The organism is Stutzerimonas stutzeri, assembly GCF_038561965.1.
GTDB classification, from domain to species: Bacteria; Pseudomonadota; Gammaproteobacteria; order Pseudomonadales; family Pseudomonadaceae; genus Stutzerimonas; species Stutzerimonas stutzeri_AA.
On record NZ_CP139348.1, the window covers coordinates 2,351,860 to 2,378,423 of the forward strand.

Sequence of the window (26,564 nt, forward strand, 5' to 3'; positions counted from 1 at the left end):
GTGCCGGAGGGCACGGTAACGTCAGTTGTCGTAACCCAGATTTGGCATCAGCCAGCGCTCGCTGATGGCGATGTCTTCGCCCTTGCGCTGGCTGTAACTTTCAACCTGATCCTTGTCGATCTTGCCGACCGCGAAGTACTGCGCCTCGGGATGGGCGAAGTACCAGCCGCTGACCGCCGCAGTTGGCAGCATGGCGTAGTGCTCGGTGAGCGTGACCTGGCTGATGCCATCGGCATCGAGCAGCTGGAACAGCGTGCCTTTTTCGGTGTGATCCGGGCAGGCTGGATAGCCGGGGGCAGGGCGGATGCCCTTGTATTGTTCGCGGATCAGCTCCTCGTTACTCAGCTGCTCATCCTTGGCGTAGCCCCAGTATTGCTTGCGCACCTGTTGATGCAACCACTCGGCGCAGGCTTCGGCGAGGCGGTCGGCGAGCGCCTTGACCATAATCGAGTTGTAGTCGTCGCCCTTGTCCTGATAGGCCTTGGCCAGCTCCTCGGCACCGATGCCGGCGGTGCAGATAAAGCCGCCTACATAGTCGGTGATGCCGCTATCTTTCGGCGCGACGAAGTCGGCCAGGGAGAGGTTGGGCTTGGCGTCCGGCTTGATGATCTGCTGGCGCAGGTGGTGCAGGGTGGCCAGCTTTTCGCCGCCGTCGCCATACACTTCCAGATCGTCGTCCTGCACCTGGTTGGCTGGCCAGAAGCCGAACACCGCGCGGGCGCGGATCAGTTTTTCGTCGATCAGCTTGTTCAGCATCGCCTGGGCATCGCTGAACAGCGAGGTGGCCGCTTCGCCGACCACTTCGTCCTGAAGGATGCGCGGGTACTTGCCGGCCAGGTCCCAGGCGATGAAGAACGGCGTCCAGTCGATGTACTCGGCCAGCGTGCGCAGGTCGATGTCCTCCAGCAACTGGCGGCCGGTGAAGCTCGGTTTGACCGGCGTGTAGCCAGTCCAGTCGAACTGCGGCTTGTTGGCGACTGCCTGGGCGTAGCTCAGCCGTTCGGTGCGCGCGCTGCGGTTGGCGGTGCGCTCGCGGATCATCGCGTACTCTTCGCGAGTCTTTTCGACGAAGGCCGGCTTCAGTTCTTTCGATAACAGGGTCGTGGCAACGCCTACCGCGCGCGAAGCATCGGTTACATAGACCACGGCATCGTTGTTGTACTGCGGATCGATCTTCACCGCGGTATGCGCCTTGGAGGTGGTGGCGCCACCGATCATCAGCGGCAGGCTGAAGCCCTGGCGCTGCATTTCCTTGGCGACGTGGACCATCTCGTCCAGCGACGGGGTGATCAGGCCGGACAGGCCGATGATGTCGCATTTCTCGGCAATGGCGGTCTGCAGAATCTTCTCCGCCGGCACCATCACGCCCATGTCAACGATGTCGTAGCCGTTACAACCGAGCACAACACCGACGATGTTCTTGCCGATGTCATGCACATCACCTTTCACCGTGGCCATCAGGATTTTGCCCTTGGCTTCGGGCTTGTCGCCTTTCTCCGCCTCGATGAAGGGGATCAAATGGGCAACTGCCTGCTTCATCACCCGTGCAGACTTGACTACCTGCGGCAGAAACATCTTGCCGGCGCCAAACAGGTCACCGACCACGTTCATGCCGCTCATCAGCGGGCCTTCGATGACCTCGATGGGGCGCGCGCATTGCTGGCGGTACTCCTCGGTGTCTTCGACGATGAAGGCGGTGATGCCTTTGACCAGTGCGTGTTCCAGCCGCTTGCCGACTGGCAGGCCGCGCCACTCCTCGGTTTCGGCTTCCTTGACGGAGCCGTCGCCCTTGTATTTGTCAGCGAGCGCCAGCAGCCCTTCGGTGCCGTTGGCGCTGCGGTTCAGCACCACGTCCTCGACCGCGTCGCGCAGCTCTTTGGGAATCTCGTCGTAGATTTCCAATTGGCCGGCGTTGACGATGCCCATGGTCAGGCCCGCCTTGATCGCATGGAACAGGAACACCGAGTGGATCGCTTCACGCACCGGGTTGTTGCCGCGGAACGAGAACGACACGTTGGACACGCCGCCCGAGGTCAGCGCATAGGGGAGGTTGTCGCGGATGTAGGCGCAGGCCTCGATGAAGTCGACCGCGTAGTTGTTGTGTTCGTCGATGCCGGTGGCGATGGCGAAGATGTTCGGGTCGAAGATGATGTCTTCCGGCGGGAAGCCCACTTCGTTGACCAGGATGTCGTAGCTGCGCTTGCAGATCTCGCGTTTGCGTGCGGCGGTATCGGCCTGGCCCGCTTCATCGAAAGCCATTACGACGACGGCCGCGCCGTAGCGCTTGCACAGGTGCGCATGGTGCTTGAACTGCTCGACGCCTTCCTTCATGGAAATCGAGTTGACGATGCCCTTGCCCTGGATGCACTTGAGGCCTGCCTCGATCACTTCCCACTTTGAGGAGTCGATCATGATCGGCACGCGGGAAATATCCGGCTCACCGGCGATCAGGTTGAGGAAGGTGACCATGGCCGCCTTCGAATCCAGCATGCCCTCGTCCATGTTGATATCGATCACCTGGGCGCCGGCTTCGACCTGCTGCAGGGCGACTTCCAGTGCCTCGGTGTAGTTCTCTTCACGGATCAGGCGAGCGAACTTGGCGGAACCGGTGATGTTGGTGCGCTCACCGACGTTGACGAACAGTGAGCTGCGGTCGATGGTGAAGGGCTCCAGGCCCGACAGGCGGCAGGCCTTGGGAATGTCCGGAATGGCGCGCGGCGGGTATTTGCTGACCGCCTCGGCAATCGCCTGGATATGCGCCGGCGTAGTGCCGCAGCAGCCGCCGATGATGTTGAGAAAGCCCGAGGCGGCGAACTCTTCGACCACCGCGGCCATTTCTGCCGGGCTTTCGTCGTATTCGCCGAAGGCGTTCGGCAGGCCCGCATTGGGGTGCGCGGAGACGAAGGTCTCGGCTTTGCTGGAGAGTTCTTCCAGATACGGACGCAGGTCCTTGGCGCCGAGCGCGCAGTTCAAGCCCACGGAGATCGGTTTGGCATGACGTACCGAGTTCCAGAAGGCCTCGGTGGTCTGCCCGGACAGGGTGCGGCCGGATGCATCGGTAATGGTGCCGGAGATCATGATCGGCAGCTCGACGCCTTGGTCCTCGAACACCTGCTGCACGGCGAAAATGGCCGCCTTGGCGTTGAGCGTGTCGAAGATGGTCTCGATCAGGATCAGGTCGGCACCGCCCTCGATCAGCCCGCGAGTGGCCTCGACGTAGTTCTCCACCAGCAGATCGAAAGTAACGTTGCGATAGCCGGGGTTGTTCACGTCTGGGGAAATAGAGCAGGTGCGACTGGTCGGGCCGAGTACGCCAGCGACGAAGCGCGGACGATCCGGCGTCTCGGCGGTCTTGGCGTCGGCCACTTCACGCGCCAGGCGTGCGCCTTCGACGTTCAACTCATACACCAGCGATTCCATGCCGTAGTCGGCCTGAGAAACCTGGGTAGCGTTGAAGGTGTTGGTCTCGAGAATGTCGGCGCCGGCGTCGAGGTAGGCCTTCTCAATGGCCTGGATGATATCCGGGCGGCTCAGCAGCAGCAGGTCATTGTTGCCTTTGACGTCCTGTGGCCAGTCGGCGAAGCGCGCGCCGCGGTAGTCTTTCTCCTCCAGTTTGTAGCTCTGGATCATGGTTCCCATGCCGCCGTCGAGAATCAGGATGCGCTCTTTGAGCGCTTGCTGAAGGGCCTGGAGACGGGAGCTGCGAGTGGACATGGGGACTACCTGAAAAAGCTGGGACAAAAGAGCGCGAATGATAGCAAAGCTGCATGCTTTTTGAGCTTCCGCGCTTTTCCATGAGGATTATTCAAGTTGGGCAGGCAAGCGGCTGCTCACCGAGACGAATAGAATGGACGCTTACTTTCAGGCGTTCGTTTCATGTCCCTCCGCTTTTGGCTCAGCTGTCTGCTCCTGCTTGCTGGCAGGGCCGTACAGGCTGAAGACCTCTCTTATCAGCGCGACATTCAGCCGATCTTTACCGCCAAGTGTGTTGCCTGCCATGCCTGTTACGACTCGCCTTGTCAGCTCAATCTTGGCAGTGGTGAGGGTGCGTCCCGTGGCGGGCATAAGTTGCCGGTCTACAACGGTGTTCGAGTCAAGGCGCAGCAGCCGACCCGGCTGTTTCTCGATGCCGATGGCGATGCGGCCTGGCGGCGCAAGGGCTTTCATTCGGTGCTTGGTGCCGAGAACAATCAGGCGGCGCTGATGGCGCGCATGCTGGAGCTGGGGCGCAGCCAGCCGCTGGTGCCGAACGCCAAGCTGCCACCGGGTCTGGATATTGGCATCGGCCGGGAAAACAGCTGTCCTCGGCCGGGAGAGTTCGATACCTATGCGCGCAAGACTGCCCATGGCGGCATGCCGTTCGCCGTCACCGGGCTAAGCGATAACGAGTACAGCACCGTGCAGCGCTGGCTGGAGCAGGGCGCGCCGGTCGAGCATCGGCAGTTGACTCCCTCGGCAGTGGACGCTTCGCAGATCGCCGAATGGGAGCGCCTGCTCAACACGCCCGGTGCACGCGGCAGCCTGGTCGGCCGCTGGCTGTATGAGCACCTTTATATTGCGCACCTGTATTTCGAAGGGGGCGAGGGCGGTCACTTCTATCAGGTGGTGCGCTCGCGTACGCCCAGCGGTGAGCCGGTCGACCCCATCGCGACGCGTCGCCCCAACGACGATCCAGGCACTCGTTTCAGCTATCGCCTGCGTCCGATCAGCGACGTGATCGTGCACAAGACACACATCACCTACCGGTTGAGCGCGACAAAGCTGGCGCGGGTGCAATCGCTTTTCTTCGATGGCGCCTGGACAGTGGATGCTGTGCCTGGCTATGGCGCGAATCATCGGGCCAACCCGTTCAAGACATTCCAGGCGATTCCTGCCGAGGTGCGCTACCAGTTCATGCTGGATAACGCCGAGTACTTCGTGCGCACATTCATCCGTGGGCCGGTGTGTCGCGGACAAATTGCTACCGACGTGATCCGCGATAACTTCTGGGTGTTTTTCCAGGATCCGCAGCACGACCTGTACGTGACCGACCGCCGCTACCGCGAGCAGACAACACCGCTGCTGGCGATGCCGGGACAGTTCGATGAAATGGGTGGCCTTTTCGCGTTCTGGAAAACCTACCGCGTTAAACGCAACCAGTACGAGCAGTTGCGTACGCAGGCCTACGCCAACAAGCCTGCGGATTGGAAACAGATCTGGTCCGGTAACGACAACGCCCTGCTCAGCATCTTTCGCCAGCATGACAGCTCTTCGGTGCGCAAAGGGCTGATCGGCGAGATCCCGCAAACGCTCTGGTGGATGGATTTTCCCTTGCTTGAGCGCACCTACTATCAACTGGTGGTCAATTTCGACGTGTTCGGTAATGTCTCCCACCAGGGCCAGACGCGCCTGTACTTCGACCTGATCCGCAATGGTGCCGAGCTGAACTTCCTCCGGTTGCTGCCGGCCGCGTCCCGGCAGGCGATCCTGAACGGCTGGTACGAGAAAGGCGGGCAGCTGAAATTGCTGCTGGCCTACACCTCGATCGACAGCTCGACCCCCTCGCTGCTCGAACTGGGCAAGGCTGACGCCAAGCGTGCGTTTGCGAGACAGTTGCTGGCGCGGTACACCGGCATCAATGCGGCGCCCGATCCGATCAATCGCTGCCAGGGTGGCCATTGCTACCGATCGGATCAGCCTGTGCCGCTGCAGCTTGCCGAACAGGCGCTCAGTCGCCTGACCAGCAAAATCGCTGCGGGCTTACCGGTCATTCAGCAGCTACCGGAAGCCACGCTGCTGCGCATCGAGTATGGCGACCGCCGCGAGATCTATAGCCTGCTGCGCAACCGAGCGCACAGTAATGTGGCGTTCATGTATGGCGAGTCGCTGCGCTGGCAGCCTAGGCTGGACACCCTGACGGTGTATCCCGGCATTCTGAGCAGCTATCCGAACTTCCTCTTCAGCCTGCCCGCATCCGACGTGCCAGCGTTCGTTGCGGCGCTGGAACAAGCGAAAGAGAGTGGTGATTTCGAGCGCCTGGTTGAGCGTTGGGGCATACGTCGAAGCCATCCCGATTTCTGGCGATACTTCAACGACCTCACCCGATATCTGGAAGAGACCGATCCAGTGGAAGCGGGAGTGCTCGACATGAGTCGCTACGAGAATCTCTGATTGGCGCGCGGTGGCTGGCTCGATCCGCATCGGGTATCGGTATCTCCTTATCCCGACTAAATTACTAGGACTTAACCACGGCAGTGGTTTGGCGTACACTGCGGCGCATGTCTGCGAGGAGTTCTCATGAGCGCGATCACTATTACCGAAGCTGCACACGATTATCTGGCTGACCTGCTTGAGAAGCAGAACACCACGGGCATCGGCATTCGGATCTTCATCACCCAGCCGGGTACCCCTTATGCGGAAACCTGCATCGCCTACTGCAAGCCGGGCGAGGAAAAGCCGGACGACACCGCGCTGGCCCTGAAGAGCTTCACGGCCTGGATTGACGGCACCAGCGAACCTTTCCTGGAGGACGCGCTGGTCGACTACGCGACCGACCGCATGGGAGGTCAGCTGACGATCAAGGCGCCAAATGCCAAGGTGCCGATGGTCAATGAAGACAGCCCGCTGAACGAGCGCATCAATTATTACCTGCAGACCGAAATCAACCCTGGCTTGGCCAGCCACGGCGGCCAGGTCACGTTGATCGACGTTGTTGAAGAAGGCATCGCGGTGCTGCAGTTCGGCGGCGGCTGCCAAGGTTGTGGCCAGGCGGACGTCACGCTCAGGGAAGGCATCGAAAAAACGTTGCTGGCGCGGATTCCGGAGCTCAAGGGTGTGCGCGACGTGACCGATCACACCAACCGGGAAAACGCCTACTACTGATCCGCGGCCTGGTGAATCGAGGCCCGACTGAGCGGGGCAGTCGGGCCGTTCGGCAGTTTTTAAGGTGAAATGCCACTATTTTGCCTTCATTGCGCGCACAGCGCGGCCGGCGTGCGATAAGCTCTCGCGCCAAGGTGTTGATCGGGCAACGAGAGCTCGTACCACATGTCTGCTATTTCCCTGTTGATCTGCGATGACTCCGCGCTGGCGCGCAAGCAGCTGCTACATACGCTGCCCGCCGGCTGGCCGGTCGTCGTCAGTCAGGCGGCCACCGGCGTCGAGGCGCTGGATCGCATCCGCGAGGGGGGCATCGACGTCCTGTTGCTCGACCTCACCATGCCCGAACTGGATGGTTATCAGGTACTCGCGCAGTTGCGCGAGGAGCAGCTGCGCTGCAAGACCATCGTGATTTCAGCCGACATCCAGGACGAGGCGGTGCGCCGCGTCCTGGCGCTCGGTGCGCTGGCGTTCATCAAGAAGCCAGCCGACCCCGTGCATCTGCACCAGACGCTGGCCAGTCTTGGGCTGCTGGACGACGTGTCCTCCTTGATCAGCCGCGTCGCAGGCGAGCGGATCAGCTTCCGCGACACTTTCCGTGAAGTCGTCAATATCGCCATGGGCAGGGCTGCGGCGCTGCTGGCGCGGGTGCTTGGTGTCTTCATCCAATTGCCAATCCCCAACGTCAATATTCTCGAAGTTGGCGAGCTGCATATGGCACTTGCCGATGCGGCGCACGGGGAAAAGCTGACGGCGGTCTGCCAGGGTTACATCGGCGGTGGCATCGCCGGGGAAGCGCTGCTGCTGTTTCATGATTCGGAAGTCGCCGATATGGCGCGACTGATGCGCAGGCAGGACTACCTGGAGATGGAAATGCTCCTGGACCTTTCGAGCCTGCTGATAAGCGCGTGCCTCAGTGGCATCGCCGAGCAGATCGAAGTGGTTTTTTCACAGGGGCATCCGCAGGTACTGGGCCAGCACGCTTCGATCGACGAGCTGATAAGAGTCAATAGCGCGCGATGGAAGAAAACGCTGGCGGTGGAAATCAGCTACAGCCTGGAAGGGCACGATATCCACTTTGATCTGTTGTTGCTGTTCACTGAAGATTCGGTCGAGCTGCTGACACGCAAGCTCGCCCACCTGATGGAGTGAGCATGAGCCATTCTGCCGAGTTGAACGAACTGCATTGGTTGCTGGCCATCGTCCAGAGCATAGATGTGGGCGTCGTGGTGCTGGACCGAGACTATCGCGTCGACGTCTGGAATACCTTCATGGAGAATCGCTCCGGCTTGCAGCCCGAACATGCGCGCAATCAGTCGTTCTTCACGCTGTTTCCCGAAGTGGACGAGGACTGGTTTCGCCGTAAGGTGGAGAGCGTCATGACCCTCGGCACTCCGTCGTTCACCATCTGGGAGCAGCGGCCTTATCTGCTGCGTTTCAAGAACTACCAGCCGATCACCGGGTTGGAAGACTTCATGTACCAGAACACGACGTTGCTACCCCTCAAGGGGATCAATGGCAGCATCAATCAGGTCTGCTTGATCATCTACGACGTCACCGATGTCGCCGTGAACCGTCGCCAGCTACAGGCGGCAAACGGCGAGCTGCAGCGTCTATCGAGCACTGACCGGTTGACCGGGCTTTACAACCGCGGGCACTGGGAAGAGATGCTGCGCCTCGATTATGCCCGCCATCGCCGCTATGACAGTCAGGCGGCACTGGTGATGTTCGATATTGATCACTTCAAGGCGATCAACGACACCTACGGACACCAGGTTGGCGATACCGTGATCCAGCAGGTCGCCGAACTGATTCGCGAGAATCTGCGCGATTCCGATGTGGCGGGACGCTACGGCGGCGAAGAATTCGTGGTGCTGCTGCCAGACACCGACAAGCAGGGTGCGATGACGTTTGCCGAGCGATTGCGGCAGACCGTGGAAAATCGCGAGGTGCAGCATGAGCAGCACCGCATTCGTTTCACCATCAGCTTGGGCGTCGCCGATCTCAGCATCCCCACTAGCAGCCATGCGCAGTTGATCGAGCGTGCGGACTCCGCGCTTTATGCCTCGAAGGCGGCTGGGCGCAATCGGGTCACGCTGCATCAGCAATAATCTCGGCGTCGTTAGCCTGCGGCGCTACGCAGAAAAGTAAGAAGCGCGACCTCCTCAGCACTGAGCCACTTGCGCTTGCGTGCCGCTCTCAGGCTGCCCAGCTTTCCCTCGTTGAACGCTTGCAGAATGGCGGGATGGATGTAGCACTGGCGGCACACGGCGGGTGTATTACCCAGCTGACTGGCGACTTGCTTGACCGTCTCGAGCAGATTCTGCCGTGCAACGCTTTCCGGCGTTGCATCCAACTTGCGTAGCCGCTCCAGCGCCAACGCGCTGCCTGCCCAGGTGCGGTAATCCTTGGCTGTAAAGTCGCGGCCGGTCATTTCGCGAAGATAGAGATTGACGTCGTGGGAGCTGACGCCACGACGTTGGCCATCTTCATCGAGATACTGAAACAGCTGTTGACCAGGCAGTTCCATGCACCGCCGCATGAGCCTCGCCAATCGACGGTCACGCAACGTGACCTCCTGTTCCACACCGCTCTTGCCGCGAAAGTGGAAGCGAACCGAGGTGCTGCGCACTTCCACGTGGCGTGTACGCAAGGTGGTCAGCCCATAGGATCGGTTGTCTCGTGCGTAACGGGAATTGCCAATCCGAATCAGTGTGGATTCGAGCAGCATGACGACCAACGCCATGACCTTTTCACGCGGCATTCCAGGTAGCGCGAGATGCTTTTCCAGATTGCCGCGTAGCTTCGGCAGGGCTTCGCCAAATTCGAGCATCCGTTCGTACTTGTCGCTGTCGCGGATTTCGCGCCAGCGGGTGTGGTAGCGATATTGTTTGCGGCCGCGTGCGTCACGACCGGTTGCCTGCAAATGTCCCTGCGGGTCGGGACATATCCAAACATCGCGATAGGCTGGCGGTATCGCCAGCTTGTTGATCCGTTGTATCGCTTCGTCGTCGCGAATTCGCTCTCCGTTAGGCTCGAAGTAGGCGAACGTGCCGCGCAGTCGTTTGCGCCGAATACCCGGCTGGGAATCATCGACATAATGCAGATCCGGCGGCAGGGTGGGGCATAGCAGCGTCCCGGTATCGCTGGTTTCGTCGACAGGAACGGGGCGGGTACCTTCGGCCAGCGGTAAAGGCTCATCCATCACGGTGTCGTTGCGCATGCATGGCGGTTCCCGCTGTGGCCCCGCCAGGCTAAACGCTGGCGAGGCGCTCGGATGGGCTCAACTGTCTTTTTCGTCGCTGTTGCGCATCAGCAATCGAATCGCCGCGACCAGTTCGTCCACGGCTTCACGATAGAGCTCGGGTTTGGCCTCGGTTTCTGCCTGGTCAGCATGTTTGCGCGCGGTGTCGAGGTGGTCGTTGATGGATGAGTAATCGCCAAGCATGGTGTGCTCCTGCTGCTGATTGAAAGGAAGGCGATGCAAAGGACTATGTGTTCCTGCAGCCTCTAACAACTGACCGGCGAGCGAGATTGCGGTTCGTACCGTGCATCAGCGCGATCTGAGCGTGGAGAGTGCCTTTGACCAGGTTTGGTTGGCGCAGCGTGGGCATTGTTGCGTCTGCTGACTCTCTAGCGCCTGGGGGAAGCCACAGCGACTGCACGCATACATCCCAGCCGCCGGCACTTGCCGGAAAACCGGTCGATACTCCGGGGGAAGCACCGAAAGCCCTGGGCGAACAGCGTCGGGTGCATGGAAGAACAGGCTTACATTGCCGTCGTTTTCTAGAATGCCCAGCCTGACCTGGCCGAGATGCTCGACACCTTGTTGGCGCAGCTCCATGAAAAACTCATCGGCTGAGATGTTCAGGTTATCGAGGCTGCGCAGCTCGTAGATCCCATCGCGAATGATGGTGACCGGCCGACCCTCCAGCCAGGCACCAAAGCGTGGGCTGCGGTTCATCAGGAACACGGTGAGACGATAGAGCGCCAATAGGGTGGCAAATACCGCCGCCACGGGCAGCAGCGGAACATCGTCGTAGAAGGACACATCGCCCGCGGCAGAACCCAGGGTCAGGATAATGACCAGCTCGAACACCGATAACTGGCGAATGCCCCGGCGCCCGCTGACCTTGAGAAAAACAAATACGGCAATGAAGGCAAGCAGCGCCCGCAGCGCCACCTCCGCGACGAACATCAAGGGGAATTCGTGCAGAAGCATGCGCTGCAGGTCGAACGGGGTCATCTTGAATCTTCCTTTCAGGAGTGCCGGTGCGGTGAAAACACGCTTGGCTTGTTCCTGGACGTGCTGGGCAGATCAGCTCAGCCTGCGGCTGCTACCTCGAACTCCAGATCGATTCCATCACCGCTACCGTCGCCTACAACCGAGCCGACTACTGGCTTGTGAGTGACCTTGCGGCCCTCATAGAAATCTTCCAGATGCCGCTGTGCAACGTCGCTGATGTGATCGATCAGACCGGGCATCTGAGTGTCACGCGGCACAATGAAGTGCAACGTGACGGTATGTGCCTCGGGATCTTGCGCAAGATCCGCCAGCCCGCAGCTCTGCCACTGATCATTGACGTACGCTTCTGCACCTTTCATGAGCTTCTCCTGTTTCGCCTGTTGCTCTTAGGACCGCCAATCACACGAATGGATCAGTTGGCGGCGGGCTGTAGGCAAACCTGGAGCATGAAAAAAGGCCTGGAGCACACTGCTGCAGGCCTTTGATCAAACAGCCCATGATTAATCGGGCATGTGCCAAGGCGACAGCTGTGCGCCGTCACGGCTCAGCTGTGCACGGGTTTGCTCCAGGGTCTCGCCGAGCTTCACGGGATCGGTGAACACGCTGCTGGACATCTTGCAGCGGCCTAGCAGACGGGCTTCGTCGCGGTCGACGACGGTGATGCTGACTTCACCGTTTCCTTCGGGCAGCGTCCAGGCAACGCACTGGAAAGGCTTGAAGGCGCGGTCGGTGATCAGAAGGGCTTCGTTGATACGCAGCGGGGTGTGCATGGGGCATGTCTCTCTGTGTGATACCCAAAATGTCTGCAGCCAAGCGCATTGGCATTGGCCTTACATTGCAGTTGATGTACCCAGAGGACTGGCAAGTCACATGCGAAGTCAAAAAAGTTTGACGGCCTTTGCAATTAGCCAAAAGTATAACCTTGACGCTTCGACCTCTTCGGTTCGAAGGCAGAATCTAACTCTCTGTAAATATTGGAAATTCAGGACTGTTGCCTAGCCCGGCGGGCGAGGCGTGGCAGGCATGTGCGCTGATTGATGCGACAACCGGTCGCCATGGAAAAAGTGTGACGCGGGCTAATCGTGCGTCGCCTTAGTGCGGGGAAGGGGGGACACCGCTTCGTCCAGGTGCCTGCGGTCCGCTGAGGACCGCAGGCCCAGCCGTCAGACCCTGAACTGGCTCAGCAGGCGATTCAGTTGATCCGCGAGTTCGCCGAGTCGCTTGCCGGCTTCGCTGGACTGTTCGGCAGCCAGAGTACTCTGCTGCGCCAGCCCGGCCGCCTGGGTCACGTTTTGGTTGATGTCTTCGACCACATGGGATTGCTGCAGCGTTGCGCTGGCAATCGATGCGTTCAAGCCGGAGAGGTTGCGCAGGGCCTGGGCGATCTCGCCAAGGCTCTCGCCCGCCTGGCTGGCCTGCTCGACGGTGAGCTGGGAGGCACGATTGCTTTCCATGATGACATTCACCGCAGCACCGGAGTTTTTCTGCAGGCGCTCAATCATGCTGTGAATTTCGGCCGTCGATTGCTGAGTGCGCTGCGCCAGCAGGCGAACTTCATCGGCTACCACTGCGAAGCCACGGCCCTGCTCACCGGCACGAGCGGCTTCGATTGCCGCGTTGAGCGCCAGCAGGTTGGTCTGTTCTGCAATCGAACGGATCACCTCGAGTACCGAGCCGATTTTCGTGGTTTCGTCAGCCAGCGACTGGATTACATCCACCGCCTGGCCAATGGTCGCTGACAGTTCATCGATCTGCCGCAGGCTCGTTTCGATATTGCGCTGGCCTTGGCCTGCCTGGCTTTCGGCAGTGCCGACCTCGCTGGATGCATGCTCGGCGTTCTTCGCCACTTCCTGCACGGCGTAGGTGACTTCGTTTACAGCTGTGGCTACCTGTTCCATCTGCAGCATCTGCTGCTGGCTCTGCTCGTGGGTCTGATCAGCCAATTGGCTAAGCGAGCGGTAAGAATGGTCCAGCGCACCAGCGGTCTCGAACAGTTGGCCGACCACGGTACGCAGCTTCTGGGTGAAGCGGTTGAAGTCGCGGCCGAGGGTGCTCAGCTCATCGTTGCCGGAAACATCCAGGGTGCGGGTCAGATCGGCTTCGCCGCTGGCGATATTCGCCATCGCGGCCATGGTGTGACGCAGGGGGCGAACGATGCTGCGAATCAGGATTGCCACCAGCACGGCCATGATTGCCGAGATCAAAAGGCCGATGAGGGAGAAACGGGTCAGGTAATTCCAGAACTCCTGTTCCACGTCGTCAACGTAGATGCCCGAGCCGATGATCCAGCCCCACGGTTTGAAAAGTTGCACGTAGGAAATCTTCGGGACGGGGTCCTCGGCGCCAGGCTTGGCCCACATGTAATCGACCAGACCGGCGCCGTCGCGCTGGGCGATCTTGACCATCTCGTTGAACAGCTCCTTGCCTTCAGGGTCCTTGATCTTCGATAGATCCTGGCCATCGAGCTTCGGCTGTATCGGGTGCATGATCATGGTCGGACCAAGGTCGTTGATCCAGAAATAATCCTGACCGTCGTAACGCAGCAGACGAATCTGTTCGATGGCCGCCTGCTGAGCTTCGGCCGTACTCATGGCACCGCTGGTTTCAAGCTTGCGGTAGTGTTCGAAAACCCCAGAGGCCGCTTCCACGACGTTCCGGGTCGCCTCCTGCTTGCCGCGATACAAATCGGAGCGCACTTGCTGAATCATCAGTACGCCAAGGATGAACAGCATGACGATGGCGACCACGGGGATCAGCCAGAGGCGCTTGCTGATGGGGACATTTCGCAGCAGATTCATGAATAGGGCTCCAGGTGGGACTTTCTTATCGTTCTGTTTTCGCGGGTCGGTCGTTCAGACAGGTTCACTCCGACCGCTTTGTACCGGTCGTGGCGCGGCGCTCTGTATAGCTTTTCGGCCGGGGGTGGCTAAAAATGAGCTCCTTTTCGTCTGCCAAGGAATTTAGTTCTCTTGGACGAGTCAGAACAGCCGGCCGGATGGCTTTTTGACATATACCTTGGTTGCATTGAGTCGCGATGGACTGCATCGCTTTAGGGGAATAGATGGATCTTTGGGTTGCGATTCAGGCGTTGATTCTGGGTGTGGTCGAGGGTGTAACCGAGTTTCTCCCGGTCTCCAGCACGGGCCACCAGATCATCGTGGCGGATCTGATCGGGTTCGGTGGCGAGCGGGCGTTGGCCTTCAACATCATCATCCAGCTCGGCGCGATCCTCGCGGTGATCTGGGAATATCGCCGCAAGATCATTGACGTGGTTGTTGGCTTGCCCAAGGAGCGTCAGGCACAGAAGTTCACCAGCAACCTGCTGATTGCCTTCATGCCAGCCGTGGTGCTCGGCGTCGCCTTTGCCGATCTGATTCACGAATACCTGTTCAACCCGATTACCGTTGCCACTGCGCTGGTGCTTGGCGGCATCGTCATGCTCTGGGCCGAGCGCCGCGATCATGCGATTCGCGCCGAGACAGTCGATGACATGAACTGGGCTCTGGCATTGAAGGTCGGCTTCGCCCAATGCCTGGCGCTCGTGCCCGGTACGTCGCGTTCCGGATCGACCATCATCGGCGGATTGCTGTTCGGGTTGTCGCGCAAGGCGGCAACCGAGTTCTCCTTCTTCCTCGCCATGCCGACCATGGTCGGCGCGGCGGTGTATTCAGGCTACAAGTACCGCGACCTGTTTCAGCCCGGTGATTTCGCCGTGTTCGCCATCGGCTTCGTGACGTCGTTCATCTTCGCGATGCTCGCAGTGCGGGCCTTGCTCAAGTTCATCGGCAACCACAGCTACGCGGCGTTTGCCTGGTACCGGATCGGCTTCGGTCTTTTGATTCTCGGCACCTGGCAGCTAGGGCTTATCGACTGGACCAGCGTCCAGGTCTGATCCACCGGGTCGATGGCCTAGCCTTCGTTCGGCTGATGGCACGCACAAGCGTGCCAGGCTTTGCCATAGTGGAGCCTCCATCAGGAGGTTCCATGAACAGTGCCGCGGATCATCTTCAGCTCGACCTCAACGGTATTTCCCTCAGCCTCTACTGCGCCGGTCCTGAGCAGGGCAAGCCGGTGTGGCTGCTGCACGGCTTTCCCGAGTGCTGGTATTCCTGGCGCAATCAGATCGACCCGCTGGTGGCGGCCGGGTATCGCGTGTTTATCCCAGAAATGCGCGGCTACGGGCGCAGTAGTGCGCCAGCCGAGGTAGCGGCCTATGACGTGCTGACATTGTGCGGGGATATTCGGGCGGCCATGGACCACTTCGGGCATGGGCACGTCGCTGTGGTCGGGCATGACTGGGGCGCGATGGTTGCCTGGTATCTGGCGCTGCTAGAACCCGCGCGCGTCGCCGCTCTGGTCACGATGTCGGTCCCGTTCGCCGGTCGGCCGCGCCGGCCCGCTACCGAAATCATGCGCGAGACCTCTGGTGATCGGTTCAACTACATCCTCTATTTTCAGGAGCCTGGGCGAGCCGAGGGCGAACTGGACGCTGACGTCGATCGCACGCTGCGTCTGTTGATGTACTACCAGGAGCGAAACCTGCTGCTGCAGGACAAGCCTGCCGACGGCACGCTATTCGAAGACGACATGCAGGCGGGGCCTTTGCCCGAATGGTGCTCGGAAGAGGACCTGTCGGTATACCGTCAGACCTTCGCCGAGCAGGGCTTTCGCGGTGCGCTGAACTGGTACCGCAACTTCGAGCGCAACTGGCAGGTAACCGAGCCGCTACAGGGGCGGAAGATCGTCCAACCGACGATGTTTCTGATCGGCAAGCATGACCCGGTTGGCGAGCTGGAGGGTTATACGCTGAAGAAGATGCCGGAGTGGGTACCGGATCTAGAGCAGCACGTGTTGGCGCCCTGCGGGCATTGGATTCAGAACGAACAGGCAGCTCGGGTGAACGAGCTGCTGCAGGGCTTCCTGGCGAGGCATTTTCCCGCCAGAGGTTGACGCACTGAAGGCGCCCGCTCACCGGCCTTCGACTGGCTCTCCACAAGGAGAGTTGTCGTGTCCCACTCGCATGGGCGAGAGGGGGGCTGCGGCCACTAGGGCCGCCTGATCAATCGGCGAAAGTCAGACGATCACGCCCTGGCTGCGTAGATAGTCGTCGTAATTGCCGCTGAAGTCGGTCACGCCGTTCGCGGACAGCTCGATGATCCGCGTTGCCAGAGAGCTGACGAACTCACGGTCGTGGCTGACGAAAATCAGCGTGCCTGGGTAGTTCTCCAGCGCGAGGTTCAGTGCCTCGATGGATTCCATGTCGAGGTGGTTGGTCGGTTCGTCCATAACCAGCACGTTGGGCTTCTGCAGGATCAGCTTGCCGAACAGCATGCGGCCCTGTTCACCACCGGAGATGACCTTGACCGACTTGAGAATCTCATCGTTGGAGAACAACATGCGGCCGAGGGTGCCGCGCACCAGCTGCTCGCCGCCAGGGGTCCACTGACCCATCCAGTCGAACAGGCTGACGTCATCTTCAAAATCGTGGGCGTGGTCCTGAGCGTAATAGCCGTAGTCGGCGCTTTCGGTCCACTTGACGCTTCCGCTGTCCGGGGTCAGTTCGCCAACCAAGGTACGCAGCAGGGTGGTCTTGCCGATGCCGTTGGGGCCGATGATCGCGACGCGCTCGCCGGCTTCGACGGTGAAGCTGAAATTCTTGAACAACTCCTTATCGTCGAACGACTTGGACATGCGCTCCACGGTCACTGCCTGGCGGTGCAACTTCTTGGTCTGCTCGAAGCGGATGAACGGACTGATACGGCTGGAGGGCTTGACCTCGGCCAGCTGGATCTTGTCGATCTGCTTGGCGCGGCTGGTGGCCTGCTTGGCCTTGGAGGCGTTCGCCGAGAACCGACTGACGAAGGTCTGCAGCTCGGCGATCTGCGCCTTCTTCTTGGCGTTGTCCGAGAGCAGTTGCTCGCGCGATTGGGTGGCCGCGGTCATGTACTGGTCGTAGTTGCCCGGGAACAGGCGCAGCTCGCCGTAGTCGAGGTCGGCCATGTGAGTGCAGACCGAGTTCAGGAAGTGACGGTCGTGGGAAATGATGATCATGGTGCTGTTACGCGCCGTCAGAATCGTTTCCAGCCAGCGGATGGTGTTGATGTCCAGGTGGTTGGTCGGTTCGTCCAACAGCAGCACGTCCGGGTCGGAAAACAGCGCCTGGGCCAGCAATACACGGAGTTTCCAGCCCGGTGCGACTTCGCTCATCGGGCCGAAATGCTGCTCCAGCGGAATGCCCAGGCCGAGCAGCAATTCGCCGGCACGGGATTCGGCGGTGTAGCCGTCCATCTCAGCGAACTCACCTTCGAGCTCGCCGACCTTCATGCCGTCCGCTTCGCTCATCTCGGGCAAGGAGTAGATGCGGTCGCGCTCTGCCTTGACCTTCCACAGGTCCTCATGGCCCATGATCACGGTGTCGATCACGTTGAATTCTTCGTAGGCGAACTGATCCTGGCGCAGCTTGCCCAGGCGTACGTTCGGTTCGAGCATGACCTGGCCACCGGAAGGCTCCAGATCCCCACCGAGAATCTTCATGAAGGTCGACTTGCCGCAGCCGTTGGCGCCGATCAGGCCGTAGCGGTTGCCACCGCCGAATTTGACGGAAACGTTTTCGAACAGCGGCTTGGCACCGAACTGCATGGTGATGTTAGCGGTAGAAATCAAAGACTTGTCCTGCGGGAATTAACAACGGGTGGTTAAGCGCCTTTCTCTGTTCCCTATGCCAGCCCATACCATTCTGATTCTGGCAGGCAGCTTTTCGAGCCCGCTCCAATTGGAGATCGAGCCCAGCCATTGGCTTAGGTTAAGAGCAACATCTGGACGCTATGCCCAGCTTGGCTTGCGCTGAACGTGAGATCAGGCTGGCCGATGGGCACATGGTTGCGTAGGTATGTCGGGCGTCGTATTGCCGGTGCTGACGAGGCGGTAAGCAGGTAGCGCGGCGTGAAAGTGGTGAATGGTAACACTTGGCAATTCAATCCACAGCCAGCGTCTGTCTTGCAGCAAGACGAAAGGCCGCTCATCAGACCACGGCAACCTCAGCCAATGGCGGCGCAGTGTCGCTAAGCGCTGTGATTCAGCCGTCCGGTGAACGGTACAGGTGCCTCGTGTCGACGTTGTACAGCGCTGAGTCCGCGAAGGCTTCAGCCGTCAGCACGCGGCCGACAAGGATCAAGGCGGTACGGCGAAAGCCTTTCTCGCTGACCTTCGCCTCGATGTCGGCCAGCGTGCCCATGACCCAATCCTGATCGGGCCAGCTGGCGCGGTGCACCACGGCGATCGGGCAGTCAGTGCCGTAGTGCGGTTCCAGCTCGGCAACGATGCGTGACAGATGCTGCACGCCAAGATGAATCGCCATGGTCGCGCCATGTCGGGCCAGATCGTGCAGATGCTCACCGGGTGGCATGTCCGATTTGGTGGCGTAGCGGGTCATGATCAATGTCTGGGAGACCTGCGGCAGCGTCAGTTCGACGTCCAGCAGTGCAGCGCAGGCCGCCGTCGCGGTCACGCCCGGAACGATCTGGAAGGCGATGCCGAGCCGGCGCAGATGGCGGATCTGCTCGCCGATGGCACCGTACAGCGACGGGTCGCCCGAATGCACCCGTGCCACATCCTTGCCCTGCGCATCGGCCTGCTGGATCAGCTCGATGATTTCATCCAGGTGCAGCTCGGCTGTGTTGATCACCTGTTCGGCACTATGGCCTTCAAGTACGGCGGCCGGGACCAGCGAACCGGCGTAGAGAATGACCGGGCAACTGCGCACCAGACGCTGCCCTTTGACGGTGATCAGTTCCGGATCGCCAGGGCCGGCGCCAATGAAATAGACGGTCATGCAAACTCCAGATCAAGGAAGACGGGTGATAGCCAAGGCGCAGGACGCATTGGCGGAGCGCAGCTTTCGACACAGCAATCGGGCTTTCTGACTACCCATGAGGTCGGCCTGTGCGAGGGCGCTGGCCTCGGCAAGTCCAGCGCTGCCGGTCAGGGCCTTGCTGCGCGGCGAATGCTCGCTGACCGCCGCATCATAGGGGGCAAGCTGCGTGGCAGACAGCAATGCAAGGGGTAGCCTCAGGTGCGCGGCCAGCGCCTGCAGACCCGGTTCGTTCGCCTTGATCTCACTACTGGCCAGGGAGCTGAGCGCGACAGTCGTCAATCCGTGATCCCGCAAGGCGCGATGCAGCAGCGCTTCGAGCTCGACCCGGCTGCAGCCCTTGCGGCACCCCAGCCCTGCGACGAGTAGCGACTCGCCCGATACTGGACGGGACTCGGGTGCGGATGAATTTTCGATGGCGGTTGGGATGGGCATAGCGCTCGTAAGGGTGGACCGCAGCTGATCACGGTCATGAAAACGGCGCGCAAGAACAGCACGAAGCTTTCCCGAGCGTCAACCGGGCGATTGACCCGCTCCCGGCCTCTGCGTAGCCTTCACACGTCGAGGTTCTCTGGCGATGCCAGAGCTAAGAGGGAACACGGAAAGCCGTGGCTGCCCCCGCAACTGTAAGCGACTTGACCCTTGGGAGTGCTTTGTCGAGCACACCAGCCACTGCGCATGGCGCGGGAAGGCGAGGGATATTGGCAGACGCACCCCGCGTCGCCCGGTCGTGAGCCAGGAGACCTGCCTCGCCACACAATTGACAACCGGGCGGGGTGCTCCGGTGGTGCTTGTTGGCGCACGTCGCCACGTAAGTGTCCGCCTGCCTGCTCATCTTTTTCCGATGCTCGCAGGGCCACGATGAAAACCCTTTCCAAACTTCCCGTCACCATCGTCACCGGCTTTCTCGGTGCCGGCAAAACCACCTTGCTGCGCCACATGCTGAGCAATGCCGAAGGGCGACGGATTGCCGTGATCGTCAACGAGTTCGGCGAGCTTGGCATTGATGGCGAAATCCTCAAGCAGTGCTCCATCGGTTGCAGCGAAGAAGAGGCGAACGGCCGAGTGTTCGAACTGGCCAACGGCTGCCTCTGCTGCACCGTTCAGGAAGAGTTCTTTCCGGTGATGCGCGAGCTGGTGGCGCGTCGTGGTGACCTCGACCACATCCTCATCGAAACCTCGGGTCTGGCATTGCCCAAGCCGCTGGTGCAGGCCTTCAACTGGCCGGAGATCCGTAACGCGTGCACGGTCGATGCGGTGATTACCGTGGTCGACAGCCCGGCGGTTGCGGCCGGCACCTTTGCAGCCTTCCCGGACCAGGTCGATGCTCAGCGCAAACTCGATCCCAATCTCGACCACGAGTCGCCGCTGCATGAGCTGTTCGCCGATCAGCTGGCAAGCGCCGATCTGGTCATCCTCAACAAGGCCGACCTGCTGAGCCCCGACGCACTCGCTGCGGTCCGGGCCGAGGTGGCCGAGGAGCTTCCCGAAGCGGTCAAGGTCATCGAGGCCCATGGCGGCGAGCTGCCGTTGAGCGTGCTGCTGGGTCTCGATTGCGAAACCGAACTGCACATCGACGGGCGCAAGACTCATCACGATCTGGAAGACCACGAGGAGCACGATCACGATGCCTTCGACTCGTTTGCGGTCGAGCTGCCGGAGGTGCCTGAAGACAAGCTGCTGCAGGTACTGAAGAGCGCCGTGATCAAGCACGGAATCCTGCGCATCAAGGGCTTCGCTGCGGTTCCGGGCAAGCCGATGCGCCTGTTGTTGCAGGGCGTCGGGCAACGGTTCGACAAGCACTTCGACCGCCCTTGGCAGGCCGGTGAGGCGCGCGTCAGCAGGCTGATCATCATCGGCCAGGCGCTCGACCCCTCGGCGATCAATGCTGAACTGAACGCTGCACTGGCAGGCTGACCGGCCGTGCATCTGCTGCGCACCCAGCCCGGCCAGCAACTGCCGGCCGACAGCATTGCCGACCTGGGCCAGACGCCCGGGGAAATCGTCGTGCTGTGCACGGGTGATTCGCACCTGTCATTGCTTGCCGAGGTGGCCGGACAACTGCCCGAGGACTACCCCAGCCTGCGCCTGGCGAGTCCGGCGCAGCTGGGCAACAACGCGTCGATCGACTTCTATGTCGAGCAGGTGTTGCAGCATGCAAAGGTCATCCTGATTTCCGTGCACGGCGGCGTCAGTTACTGGCGCTACGGGATCGAGCGTCTGGTGGAGCTGGGCCAGCGCGGCGCGACTGTGATCATGGTCCCGGGCGATGACAGCGCCGATCCCGAATTGAGCGAGCTGAGCAACGTTCTTGCCGAGGATAGCCGCCGGCTGTGGCAGTTCCTGCGCCAGGGCGGCGTCGACAACGCGCGCCAGTTCTACCACTGCATCGCCAGCCGCTGGTTGGGCCGAGACTACGCCTGGCGTGAGCCCGAGGCGCTGGCGCGGGTGGCGATCTATCACCCGCGCCATCCATCCGCGACGCTGGCTGACTGGCAGCGCGACTGGCACGCGGATGCACCGGTGGTCGGGCTGATCTTCTATCGCACCCAGGTACAGGCAGCGAACACCGGCTTTATCGACACCTTCTGCGAAAGGCTGACTGCGCAAGGGCTTAACCCCTTGCCCATCGCGGTCGCCAGCCTGAAGGAGGCGGCTTGCCTCGCGCAGGTCGAAACCTGGCTGGAGCAGAGCGCCGCCGGGGTAATCATCAACACCACAGGCTTTGCCCAGTCCAGCCCGGATGCGCCAAACCTGCGGCCGTTTCAGCTGGACGTTCCGGTGCTGCAAGCCATCTGCGCGCTAGACAACCACGAACAGTGGCAGGCCAATGCGCAGGGTCTGGGCTCGCGTGACCTGGCGATGCATATCGTGCTGCCGGAGCTGGACGGTCGGCTGATCACCCGACCCATCAGCTTCAAGGGCCTGGCCTGGCGCAGCGAGCGCAGCCAGAGCGACGTGATCTGCTATCAGCCGCATCTGCCGGGCATGGACCACGTGGCCGAGCTGGCCTGGCGCTGGGCGCGGCTGGCGCGGCTGCCGAACAGTGGCAAGCGCGTCGCCCTGATCCTGGCCAACTACCCCACACGAGATGGGCGCATCGGCAACGGTGTCGGGCTGGATACCCCGGCAGCCGCGCTGAACATTCTCCGTGCGCTGCAGGCGCAGGGGTATCCGGTTGCCGATCTGCCGGACAGCGGCACCGCTTTGATTCACGAGCTACTCGGTGGGGTCACCAATGATCTCGACAACCTGGATCTGCGACCTTGCGCGCAGAGTTTGGCAATGGAGGAATACCGGGCCTTTTTCGAGCAGTTACCGGCCGCCAATCAGCAGGCAGTGATCGAGCGCTGGGGCATGCCCGAGCAGGACCCGATGTTCCGCGCCGGCCGGCTGATGATTGCCGGGCTGCGCTTCGGTTCGACCTTCGTCGGCATTCAGCCGGCGCGTGGCTATCAGCTGGACGTGGCGGCGATGTATCACGATCCCGATCTGGTTCCGCCGCATGGCTATCTTGCGTTCTATGGATGGTTGCGCAAAGGCTACGCAGCCGATGCGGTCATTCACGTCGGCAAGCATGGCAATCTCGAATGGCTGCCGGGCAAGAGCGTCGGTCTGTCCGACAGCTGCTGGCCGGACGTGGTGATCGGCGCGATGCCGAACATCTATCCCTTTATCGTCAACGACCCGGGCGAGGGCGCTCAGGCCAAGCGGCGCACCCAGGCGGTGATCATCGATCACCTGATGCCGCCGCTGACCCGCGCCGAAAGTTACGGCCCGCTGCGCGATATCGAGCGATTGGCCGACGAATACTACGAAGCCAGCCAGCTCGACTTGCGCCGTGCCGCGGAACTGCGCAGCGAGATTCTGGTGCTGGTGCGCGCTGCCAACCTCGACCGCGAGCTGGGGCTGCAACTTAGCGACGATCCCAACAGCTGGCTGCCGCAGCTCGATGCCTACCTCTGCGACCTGAAGGAGTCGCAGATTCGCGATGGTTTGCACGTGTTCGGCGAGTCCCCTGGCGGGCAACTGCGGCGCGACACCTTGCTCGCGCTGCTGCGCATTCCGCGCGGTGATGGGCAGGGCGCCAATGCGAGTCTGCTGCGCGCCCTGGCCGATGACCTGGCCCTGGGCTTCGATCCCATCGACTGCGACATGGCGGCGCCCTGGCACGGGCCGCGTCCGGACTTGCTGGCACACTGCGATGCCAGCTTCTGGCGCACGGCGGGCGATACCCGTGAGCGCCTGGAGCTGCTTGCGCTGGAGCTGATCGAAGGCGAATCCGCAGGGCTCGGTCCGGCCAGCCGCAAAGTGCTGCAGCAGCTTCAACACCGAATCGCGCCATTGCTCGACAGTTGCGGGAGCGAAGAAATGGCCGGCTTGCTGGCCGCGTTGCAGGGCCGCTTCGTCCCGGCTGGCCCCAGCGGCGCGCCGAGCCGGGGACGTCTCGATGTACTGCCGACCGGGCGTAACTTCTATACCGTCGATGTGCGCAACCTGCCCACGCCCACGGCCTGGCGAATCGGCGCGCAGGCGACCGAGCGCCTGCTAGAACGGCACATGCAGGATCACGGCGATTACCTCCGGCAACTCGGCCTGTCCATGTGGGGCACTGCAACCATGCGCACCGGTGGCGACGATATTGCCCAGGCCATGGCGCTGCTGGGCGTGCGGCCGGTCTGGCAGCCCGGAAGCGGGCGGCTGGAGCGCTTCGAGATCGTGCCGCTCGAAGAGATGGGTCGGCCGCGGGTGGATGTGACGCTGCGGGTTTCCGGCTTTTTCCGCGATGCCTTCGCCAACCTGATCCGCGTGTTCGACGAGGCGGTGCAGGCGGTGGCAGATCTCGACGAACCAGAGGATATGAACCCGCTGTCGGCTCGGGTCTGGCGCGAATCGCTCGAACTTGAAGACGGTGGCCTTGAGGAAGCGGAAGCGCGGCGCCAGGCCGGCTGGCGGATATTCGGCTCCATGCCGGGTGCTTACGGTGCGGGCGTGCAGAACGTCATCGATGATCGTCGCTGGCAGAGCCGCGAAGACCTAGCCGAGGTGTACCTGAACTGGGGTGGCTATGCCTATGGCAAAGACGCCGAAGGCCTGCCAGCACGGGCGCGCTTCGCCGAGCGGCTGCAGCAGGTTCAGGCGGTGCTGCAGAACCAGGACAACCGCGAGCACGACATTCTCGACTCCAACGACTACTACCAGTTTCAGGGCGGCATGCTGGCCGCCGCCGAGACCCTGCGCAGCGGGTCGGTCGCGAGTTACCACGGCGACAACAGCCAGCCGGACAACCCGAAAATCCGCAGCCTGAAAGAAGAGTTGGGCAGGGTGGTGCGTTCGCGTGCAGCGAACCCCAAGTGGATCGCCGGCATGAAGCGCCACGGCTACAAGGGCGCCTTCGAACTGGCGGCCACCGTGGATTACCTGTTCGCCTTTGATGCCACCACCGAGTTGATCGACGATCACCAGTACGCGCTATTGGCCGATGCCTACGTGTTGGACGGGGACACTCGCGAGTTCATCCAGCAGCACAACCCCGAGGCGCTGAAAGACATCCTCGAACGCTTGTTGGAGGCGCAACAGCGCGGACTCTGGGAAGAGCCCGGCGACTATCGGGAAGCGTTGGAAAACCTGCTGATCGACAGTGAGGAATCATGAGTCCCGGCATTTCCTTTGACTCACTGGGGTCGGCTAGCGGCGAGTCGCGCTTGTCCTATGCCCGCATGATATCGACGTGGCTTAACCCGCCATCGGTGTGGTGCGTGCCATGGCGTGGTGGGTTACGCGGCGCGTCACGATCGCTTGCGTATCGCTGTCCCGAGTTCTGCGCCGCTAACCCACCCTACATATTCCTCTTTGCCCCTACGGATGCCTGCCATGCCCGATAGTCACTTTCCCCTGGCCGCCGTGGTGGGTGCCGATGATCTGAAGTTGGCCCTGTGCCTGGCTGCGATCGATCCGGCGATTGGCGGCGTGCTGATCGAAGGGCCTCGCGGCATGGCCAAGTCGACCCTGGCGCGAGCGCTGGCGGACCTGCTGCCGAGCGGCCAGTTCGTCACCTTGCCGCTGGGCGCCAGTGAGGAGCGCATCGTCGGCTCGCTGGACCTCGATGCCGCATTGGGCGAGGGACGCGCCGAGTTTTCTCCGGGCTTGCTGGCCAAGGCCGACGGCGGTGTGCTCTATGTCGATGAGGTCAATCTGCTGCCGGATCATCTGGTCGATTTGTTGCTCGATGCAGCCTCCAGCGGCGTCAATCACGTCGAGCGTGACGGCGTGTCCCATCGCCACACGTCGCGCTTCGTGCTCGTCGGCACCATGAATGGCGAGGAGGGCGAGTTGCGGCCGCAGTTGCTCGACCGCTTCGGCTTGAACGTTGCGCTCGACGCCCAACCGCAGCCTGCTCAGCGTGCGGAAATCGTGCGGCGCCGGTTGAGTTTCGATGCCGATCCGAGCAGTTTCCTATACAGCTGGTCGGTTCAGCAGGAGGCGTTGCGCGCGCGCTGCCAGAGCGCTCGGACGCTGTTGGCGGACGTTCCTCTGGACGATGCCGCACTGGAGCAGATCAGCCAGCGTTGCTTTGCCGCCGAGGTCGACGGATTGCGCGCGGATCTGGTCTGGCTGCGCGCGGCCCGTGCTCATGCGGCCTGGCGTGCCTCAGCGCGAATCGAGGATGAAGATATCGAGGCCGTCGCCGGTTTCGTGTTACGCCATCGTCAGCGGCAAGCGACTCCTCCTTCGACTGCCCCGCAATCACCGCCGCCACGCGAGGCCGACCAGCCCGGCGCGCCTCGGCAGCAAAACGAGGGCGCGGGTGACTGGGGGCAGTTGCCGGCCCAGGCGCAGCCGGTGGGCGCACGGCGTGAGCCACCGCAATGGCCAAAAAAGTCCTGAGCATCCGCCCACGCAACGCCCGCGGCGTGGATGCACGAGCAGCACCGGGCAACCTGAACGGCGGTCGGCAGGGCGCCGCTCGCAGTGGCGCAGCGGGACGGATCGACTGGGCAGCCACCTTTTTGCTCAATGGGCGACCGCACCGCCGTGAAGATCTGGTGATGCGCCCGCGCAGCCTGCGGGCAAGCGAGCTGTGGCTGGTCATCGTCGATGCTTCGGGCTCGACGCGTCGACATGGCGCGCTGAGCAAGGCCAAGGGGCTGCTCGGCGAAGTCTTCGAACAGGCCCGGCGTAAACGTGTCCGTCTGGCTTTGATGCAGGCCAACGGAACGCGCGCCGATTGGGTCTGGCCGGGCCGCAAGGTCGAAGCTGCACAGCAGCAATGGCTGGCTGATCTCGGTGCCGGAGGCGGTACGCCCTTGCTGGACGCACTGCGGCAGGCGGCTGAATGGCAGACGCGTCGGCAACGGCTGAAGCCCGCCGAGCAGCATCGATTGCTGGTCTTCACCGATGGCCGGCTGCGTGACGTGGACGCCCTGAAACCGAGCCGTTGTCCGGCCCTGCTGGTGGATATCGAGAGTTCGCCGATTCGCCTCGGCCGCGCACGGCAATTGGCCGAGCAACTGGGCGCGGAGTATCGACACATCGATACGCTCGCGGCCCTCAATGACAAACTTTGAACAACAAACCCTGAGCGCAATG

General features: G+C 61.7%; 20 protein-coding genes and 1 riboswitch. Of the genes, 10 read left to right on the plus strand and 10 right to left on the minus strand.

Annotated elements, in window-relative coordinates; all coding sequences use genetic code 11:
* Nucleotides 1-21 precede the first annotated feature (21 nt).
* Complete coding sequence (metH, locus tag SM130_RS10770) at nt 22-3,714, minus strand: methionine synthase (RefSeq protein WP_102826033.1); 3,693 nt, start codon at nt 3,712-3,714, stop codon at nt 22-24.
* Nucleotides 3,715-3,876: 162 nt separating this feature from the next.
* Between metH and SM130_RS10775 the strand changes: the two genes are divergently transcribed.
* The 4 genes from SM130_RS10775 (at nt 3,877) to SM130_RS10790 (ending at nt 8,969) form a co-directional block, all read left to right on the plus strand.
* Nucleotides 3,877-6,150, plus strand: a complete 2,274-nt coding sequence (locus tag SM130_RS10775; RefSeq protein WP_102826032.1) for a fatty acid cis/trans isomerase — start codon at nt 3,877-3,879, stop codon at nt 6,148-6,150.
* A gap of 126 nt (nt 6,151-6,276) precedes the next feature.
* Nucleotides 6,277-6,861: a Fe-S biogenesis protein NfuA gene (gene nfuA, locus SM130_RS10780; RefSeq protein WP_102826031.1), complete on the plus strand. Its 585-nt coding sequence runs from the start codon at nt 6,277-6,279 to the stop codon at nt 6,859-6,861.
* Between the two features lie 165 nt (nt 6,862-7,026).
* Nucleotides 7,027-8,010, plus strand: coding sequence for a response regulator (locus SM130_RS10785; protein WP_102826030.1), 984 nt, complete (start codon nt 7,027-7,029; stop codon nt 8,008-8,010).
* A 2-nt stretch (nt 8,011-8,012) separates the two neighbouring features.
* The gene (locus SM130_RS10790; protein ID WP_102826029.1) at nt 8,013-8,969 is read left to right on the plus strand and encodes a sensor domain-containing diguanylate cyclase; all 957 of its coding nucleotides are present in this window, start codon (nt 8,013-8,015) and stop codon (nt 8,967-8,969) included.
* Nucleotides 8,970-8,980: 11 nt separating this feature from the next.
* On the opposite strand, the gene SM130_RS10795 is transcribed toward SM130_RS10790, so the two are convergent.
* From SM130_RS10795 to SM130_RS10820, 6 genes are all read right to left on the minus strand, one after another.
* Nucleotides 8,981-10,081, minus strand: coding sequence for a DNA topoisomerase IB (locus SM130_RS10795; protein ID WP_102826028.1), 1,101 nt, complete (start codon nt 10,079-10,081; stop codon nt 8,981-8,983).
* Between the two features lie 60 nt (nt 10,082-10,141).
* A complete protein-coding gene (locus SM130_RS10800; RefSeq protein ID WP_102826027.1) occupies nt 10,142-10,345 on the minus strand; it encodes a hypothetical protein in 204 nt (67 codons plus the stop codon).
* A 66-nt stretch (nt 10,346-10,411) separates the two neighbouring features.
* Nucleotides 10,412-11,104 carry a DUF421 domain-containing protein gene (locus tag SM130_RS10805; protein WP_102826026.1) on the minus strand — a complete coding sequence of 231 codons (693 nt, stop codon included), beginning with the start codon at nt 11,102-11,104 and terminating at the stop codon, nt 10,412-10,414.
* Between the two features lie 77 nt (nt 11,105-11,181).
* Complete coding sequence (locus SM130_RS10810) at nt 11,182-11,463, minus strand: hypothetical protein (RefSeq protein WP_102826025.1); 282 nt, start codon at nt 11,461-11,463, stop codon at nt 11,182-11,184.
* A gap of 141 nt (nt 11,464-11,604) precedes the next feature.
* Complete coding sequence (locus tag SM130_RS10815) at nt 11,605-11,874, minus strand: hypothetical protein (RefSeq protein WP_102826024.1); 270 nt, start codon at nt 11,872-11,874, stop codon at nt 11,605-11,607.
* A 393-nt stretch (nt 11,875-12,267) separates the two neighbouring features.
* A complete protein-coding gene (locus SM130_RS10820; RefSeq protein ID WP_102826023.1) occupies nt 12,268-13,902 on the minus strand; it encodes a methyl-accepting chemotaxis protein in 1,635 nt (544 codons plus the stop codon).
* A 263-nt stretch (nt 13,903-14,165) separates the two neighbouring features.
* Between SM130_RS10820 and SM130_RS10825 the strand changes: the two genes are divergently transcribed.
* Nucleotides 14,166-14,996, plus strand: coding sequence for an undecaprenyl-diphosphate phosphatase (locus SM130_RS10825; protein WP_102826022.1), 831 nt, complete (start codon nt 14,166-14,168; stop codon nt 14,994-14,996).
* A gap of 92 nt (nt 14,997-15,088) precedes the next feature.
* On the plus strand, nt 15,089-16,054 hold the full coding sequence (locus SM130_RS10830; protein WP_102826021.1) for an alpha/beta fold hydrolase: 966 nt from the start codon (nt 15,089-15,091) through the stop codon (nt 16,052-16,054).
* A 123-nt stretch (nt 16,055-16,177) separates the two neighbouring features.
* Here the strand turns inward: SM130_RS10830 and SM130_RS10835 are convergent, their stop codons facing one another.
* The 3 genes from SM130_RS10835 to SM130_RS10845 form a co-directional block, all read right to left on the minus strand.
* A complete protein-coding gene (locus SM130_RS10835; protein WP_102826020.1) occupies nt 16,178-17,767 on the minus strand; it encodes an ABC-F family ATPase in 1,590 nt (529 codons plus the stop codon).
* Between the two features lie 412 nt (nt 17,768-18,179).
* Nucleotides 18,180-18,935: a precorrin-4 C(11)-methyltransferase gene (gene cobM / locus SM130_RS10840; protein WP_102826019.1), complete on the minus strand. Its 756-nt coding sequence runs from the start codon at nt 18,933-18,935 to the stop codon at nt 18,180-18,182.
* 12 nt (nt 18,936-18,947) lie between these two features.
* A complete protein-coding gene (locus tag SM130_RS10845) occupies nt 18,948-19,409 on the minus strand; it encodes a cobalamin biosynthesis protein (RefSeq protein ID WP_102826018.1) in 462 nt (153 codons plus the stop codon).
* A 112-nt stretch (nt 19,410-19,521) separates the two neighbouring features.
* Nucleotides 19,522-19,740: riboswitch (cobalamin riboswitch) on the plus strand.
* A 95-nt stretch (nt 19,741-19,835) separates the two neighbouring features.
* Between SM130_RS10845 and cobW the strand changes: the two genes are divergently transcribed.
* The 4 genes from cobW (at nt 19,836) to SM130_RS10865 (ending at nt 26,542) form a co-directional block, all read left to right on the plus strand.
* Nucleotides 19,836-20,891 (plus strand): cobalamin biosynthesis protein CobW, encoded by a 1,056-nt coding sequence (cobW, locus tag SM130_RS10850; RefSeq protein WP_102826017.1) that lies wholly within the window; start codon nt 19,836-19,838, stop codon nt 20,889-20,891.
* A gap of 6 nt (nt 20,892-20,897) precedes the next feature.
* Nucleotides 20,898-24,629: a cobaltochelatase subunit CobN gene (gene cobN / locus SM130_RS10855; RefSeq protein ID WP_102826016.1), complete on the plus strand. Its 3,732-nt coding sequence runs from the start codon at nt 20,898-20,900 to the stop codon at nt 24,627-24,629.
* Nucleotides 24,630-24,848: 219 nt separating this feature from the next.
* Nucleotides 24,849-25,862, plus strand: coding sequence for an ATP-binding protein (locus SM130_RS10860; RefSeq protein WP_102826015.1), 1,014 nt, complete (start codon nt 24,849-24,851; stop codon nt 25,860-25,862).
* Nucleotides 25,844-26,542, plus strand: coding sequence for a vWA domain-containing protein (locus SM130_RS10865; protein ID WP_102826014.1), 699 nt, complete (start codon nt 25,844-25,846; stop codon nt 26,540-26,542). The genes SM130_RS10860 and SM130_RS10865 overlap by 19 nt, the downstream gene beginning before the upstream one ends.
* Nucleotides 26,543-26,564 lie beyond the last annotated feature (22 nt).

Excerpts from the sequence above, each read along its gene's own strand:
- metH (WP_102826033.1), bottom strand. The coding sequence starts at position 3,714 with ATGTCCACTCGCAGCTCCCGTCTCCAGGCCCTTCAGCAAGCGCTCAAA.
- SM130_RS10775 (WP_102826032.1), top strand. The coding sequence starts at position 3,877 with ATGTCCCTCCGCTTTTGGCTCAGCTGTCTGCTCCTGCTTGCTGGCAGG.
- nfuA (WP_102826031.1), top strand. The coding sequence starts at position 6,277 with ATGAGCGCGATCACTATTACCGAAGCTGCACACGATTATCTGGCTGAC.
- SM130_RS10785 (WP_102826030.1), top strand. The coding sequence starts at position 7,027 with ATGTCTGCTATTTCCCTGTTGATCTGCGATGACTCCGCGCTGGCGCGC.
- SM130_RS10790 (WP_102826029.1), top strand. The coding sequence starts at position 8,013 with ATGAGCCATTCTGCCGAGTTGAACGAACTGCATTGGTTGCTGGCCATC.
- SM130_RS10795 (WP_102826028.1), bottom strand. The coding sequence starts at position 10,081 with ATGCGCAACGACACCGTGATGGATGAGCCTTTACCGCTGGCCGAAGGT.
- SM130_RS10805 (WP_102826026.1), bottom strand. The coding sequence starts at position 11,104 with ATGACCCCGTTCGACCTGCAGCGCATGCTTCTGCACGAATTCCCCTTG.
- SM130_RS10810 (WP_102826025.1), bottom strand. The coding sequence starts at position 11,463 with ATGAAAGGTGCAGAAGCGTACGTCAATGATCAGTGGCAGAGCTGCGGG.
- SM130_RS10815 (WP_102826024.1), bottom strand. The coding sequence starts at position 11,874 with ATGCACACCCCGCTGCGTATCAACGAAGCCCTTCTGATCACCGACCGC.
- SM130_RS10820 (WP_102826023.1), bottom strand. The coding sequence starts at position 13,902 with ATGAATCTGCTGCGAAATGTCCCCATCAGCAAGCGCCTCTGGCTGATC.
- SM130_RS10825 (WP_102826022.1), top strand. The coding sequence starts at position 14,166 with ATGGATCTTTGGGTTGCGATTCAGGCGTTGATTCTGGGTGTGGTCGAG.
- SM130_RS10830 (WP_102826021.1), top strand. The coding sequence starts at position 15,089 with ATGAACAGTGCCGCGGATCATCTTCAGCTCGACCTCAACGGTATTTCC.
- cobM (WP_102826019.1), bottom strand. The coding sequence starts at position 18,935 with ATGACCGTCTATTTCATTGGCGCCGGCCCTGGCGATCCGGAACTGATC.
- SM130_RS10845 (WP_102826018.1), bottom strand. The coding sequence starts at position 19,409 with ATGCCCATCCCAACCGCCATCGAAAATTCATCCGCACCCGAGTCCCGT.
- cobW (WP_102826017.1), top strand. The coding sequence starts at position 19,836 with ATGAAAACCCTTTCCAAACTTCCCGTCACCATCGTCACCGGCTTTCTC.
- SM130_RS10860 (WP_102826015.1), top strand. The coding sequence starts at position 24,849 with ATGCCCGATAGTCACTTTCCCCTGGCCGCCGTGGTGGGTGCCGATGAT.
- SM130_RS10865 (WP_102826014.1), top strand. The coding sequence starts at position 25,844 with ATGGCCAAAAAAGTCCTGAGCATCCGCCCACGCAACGCCCGCGGCGTG.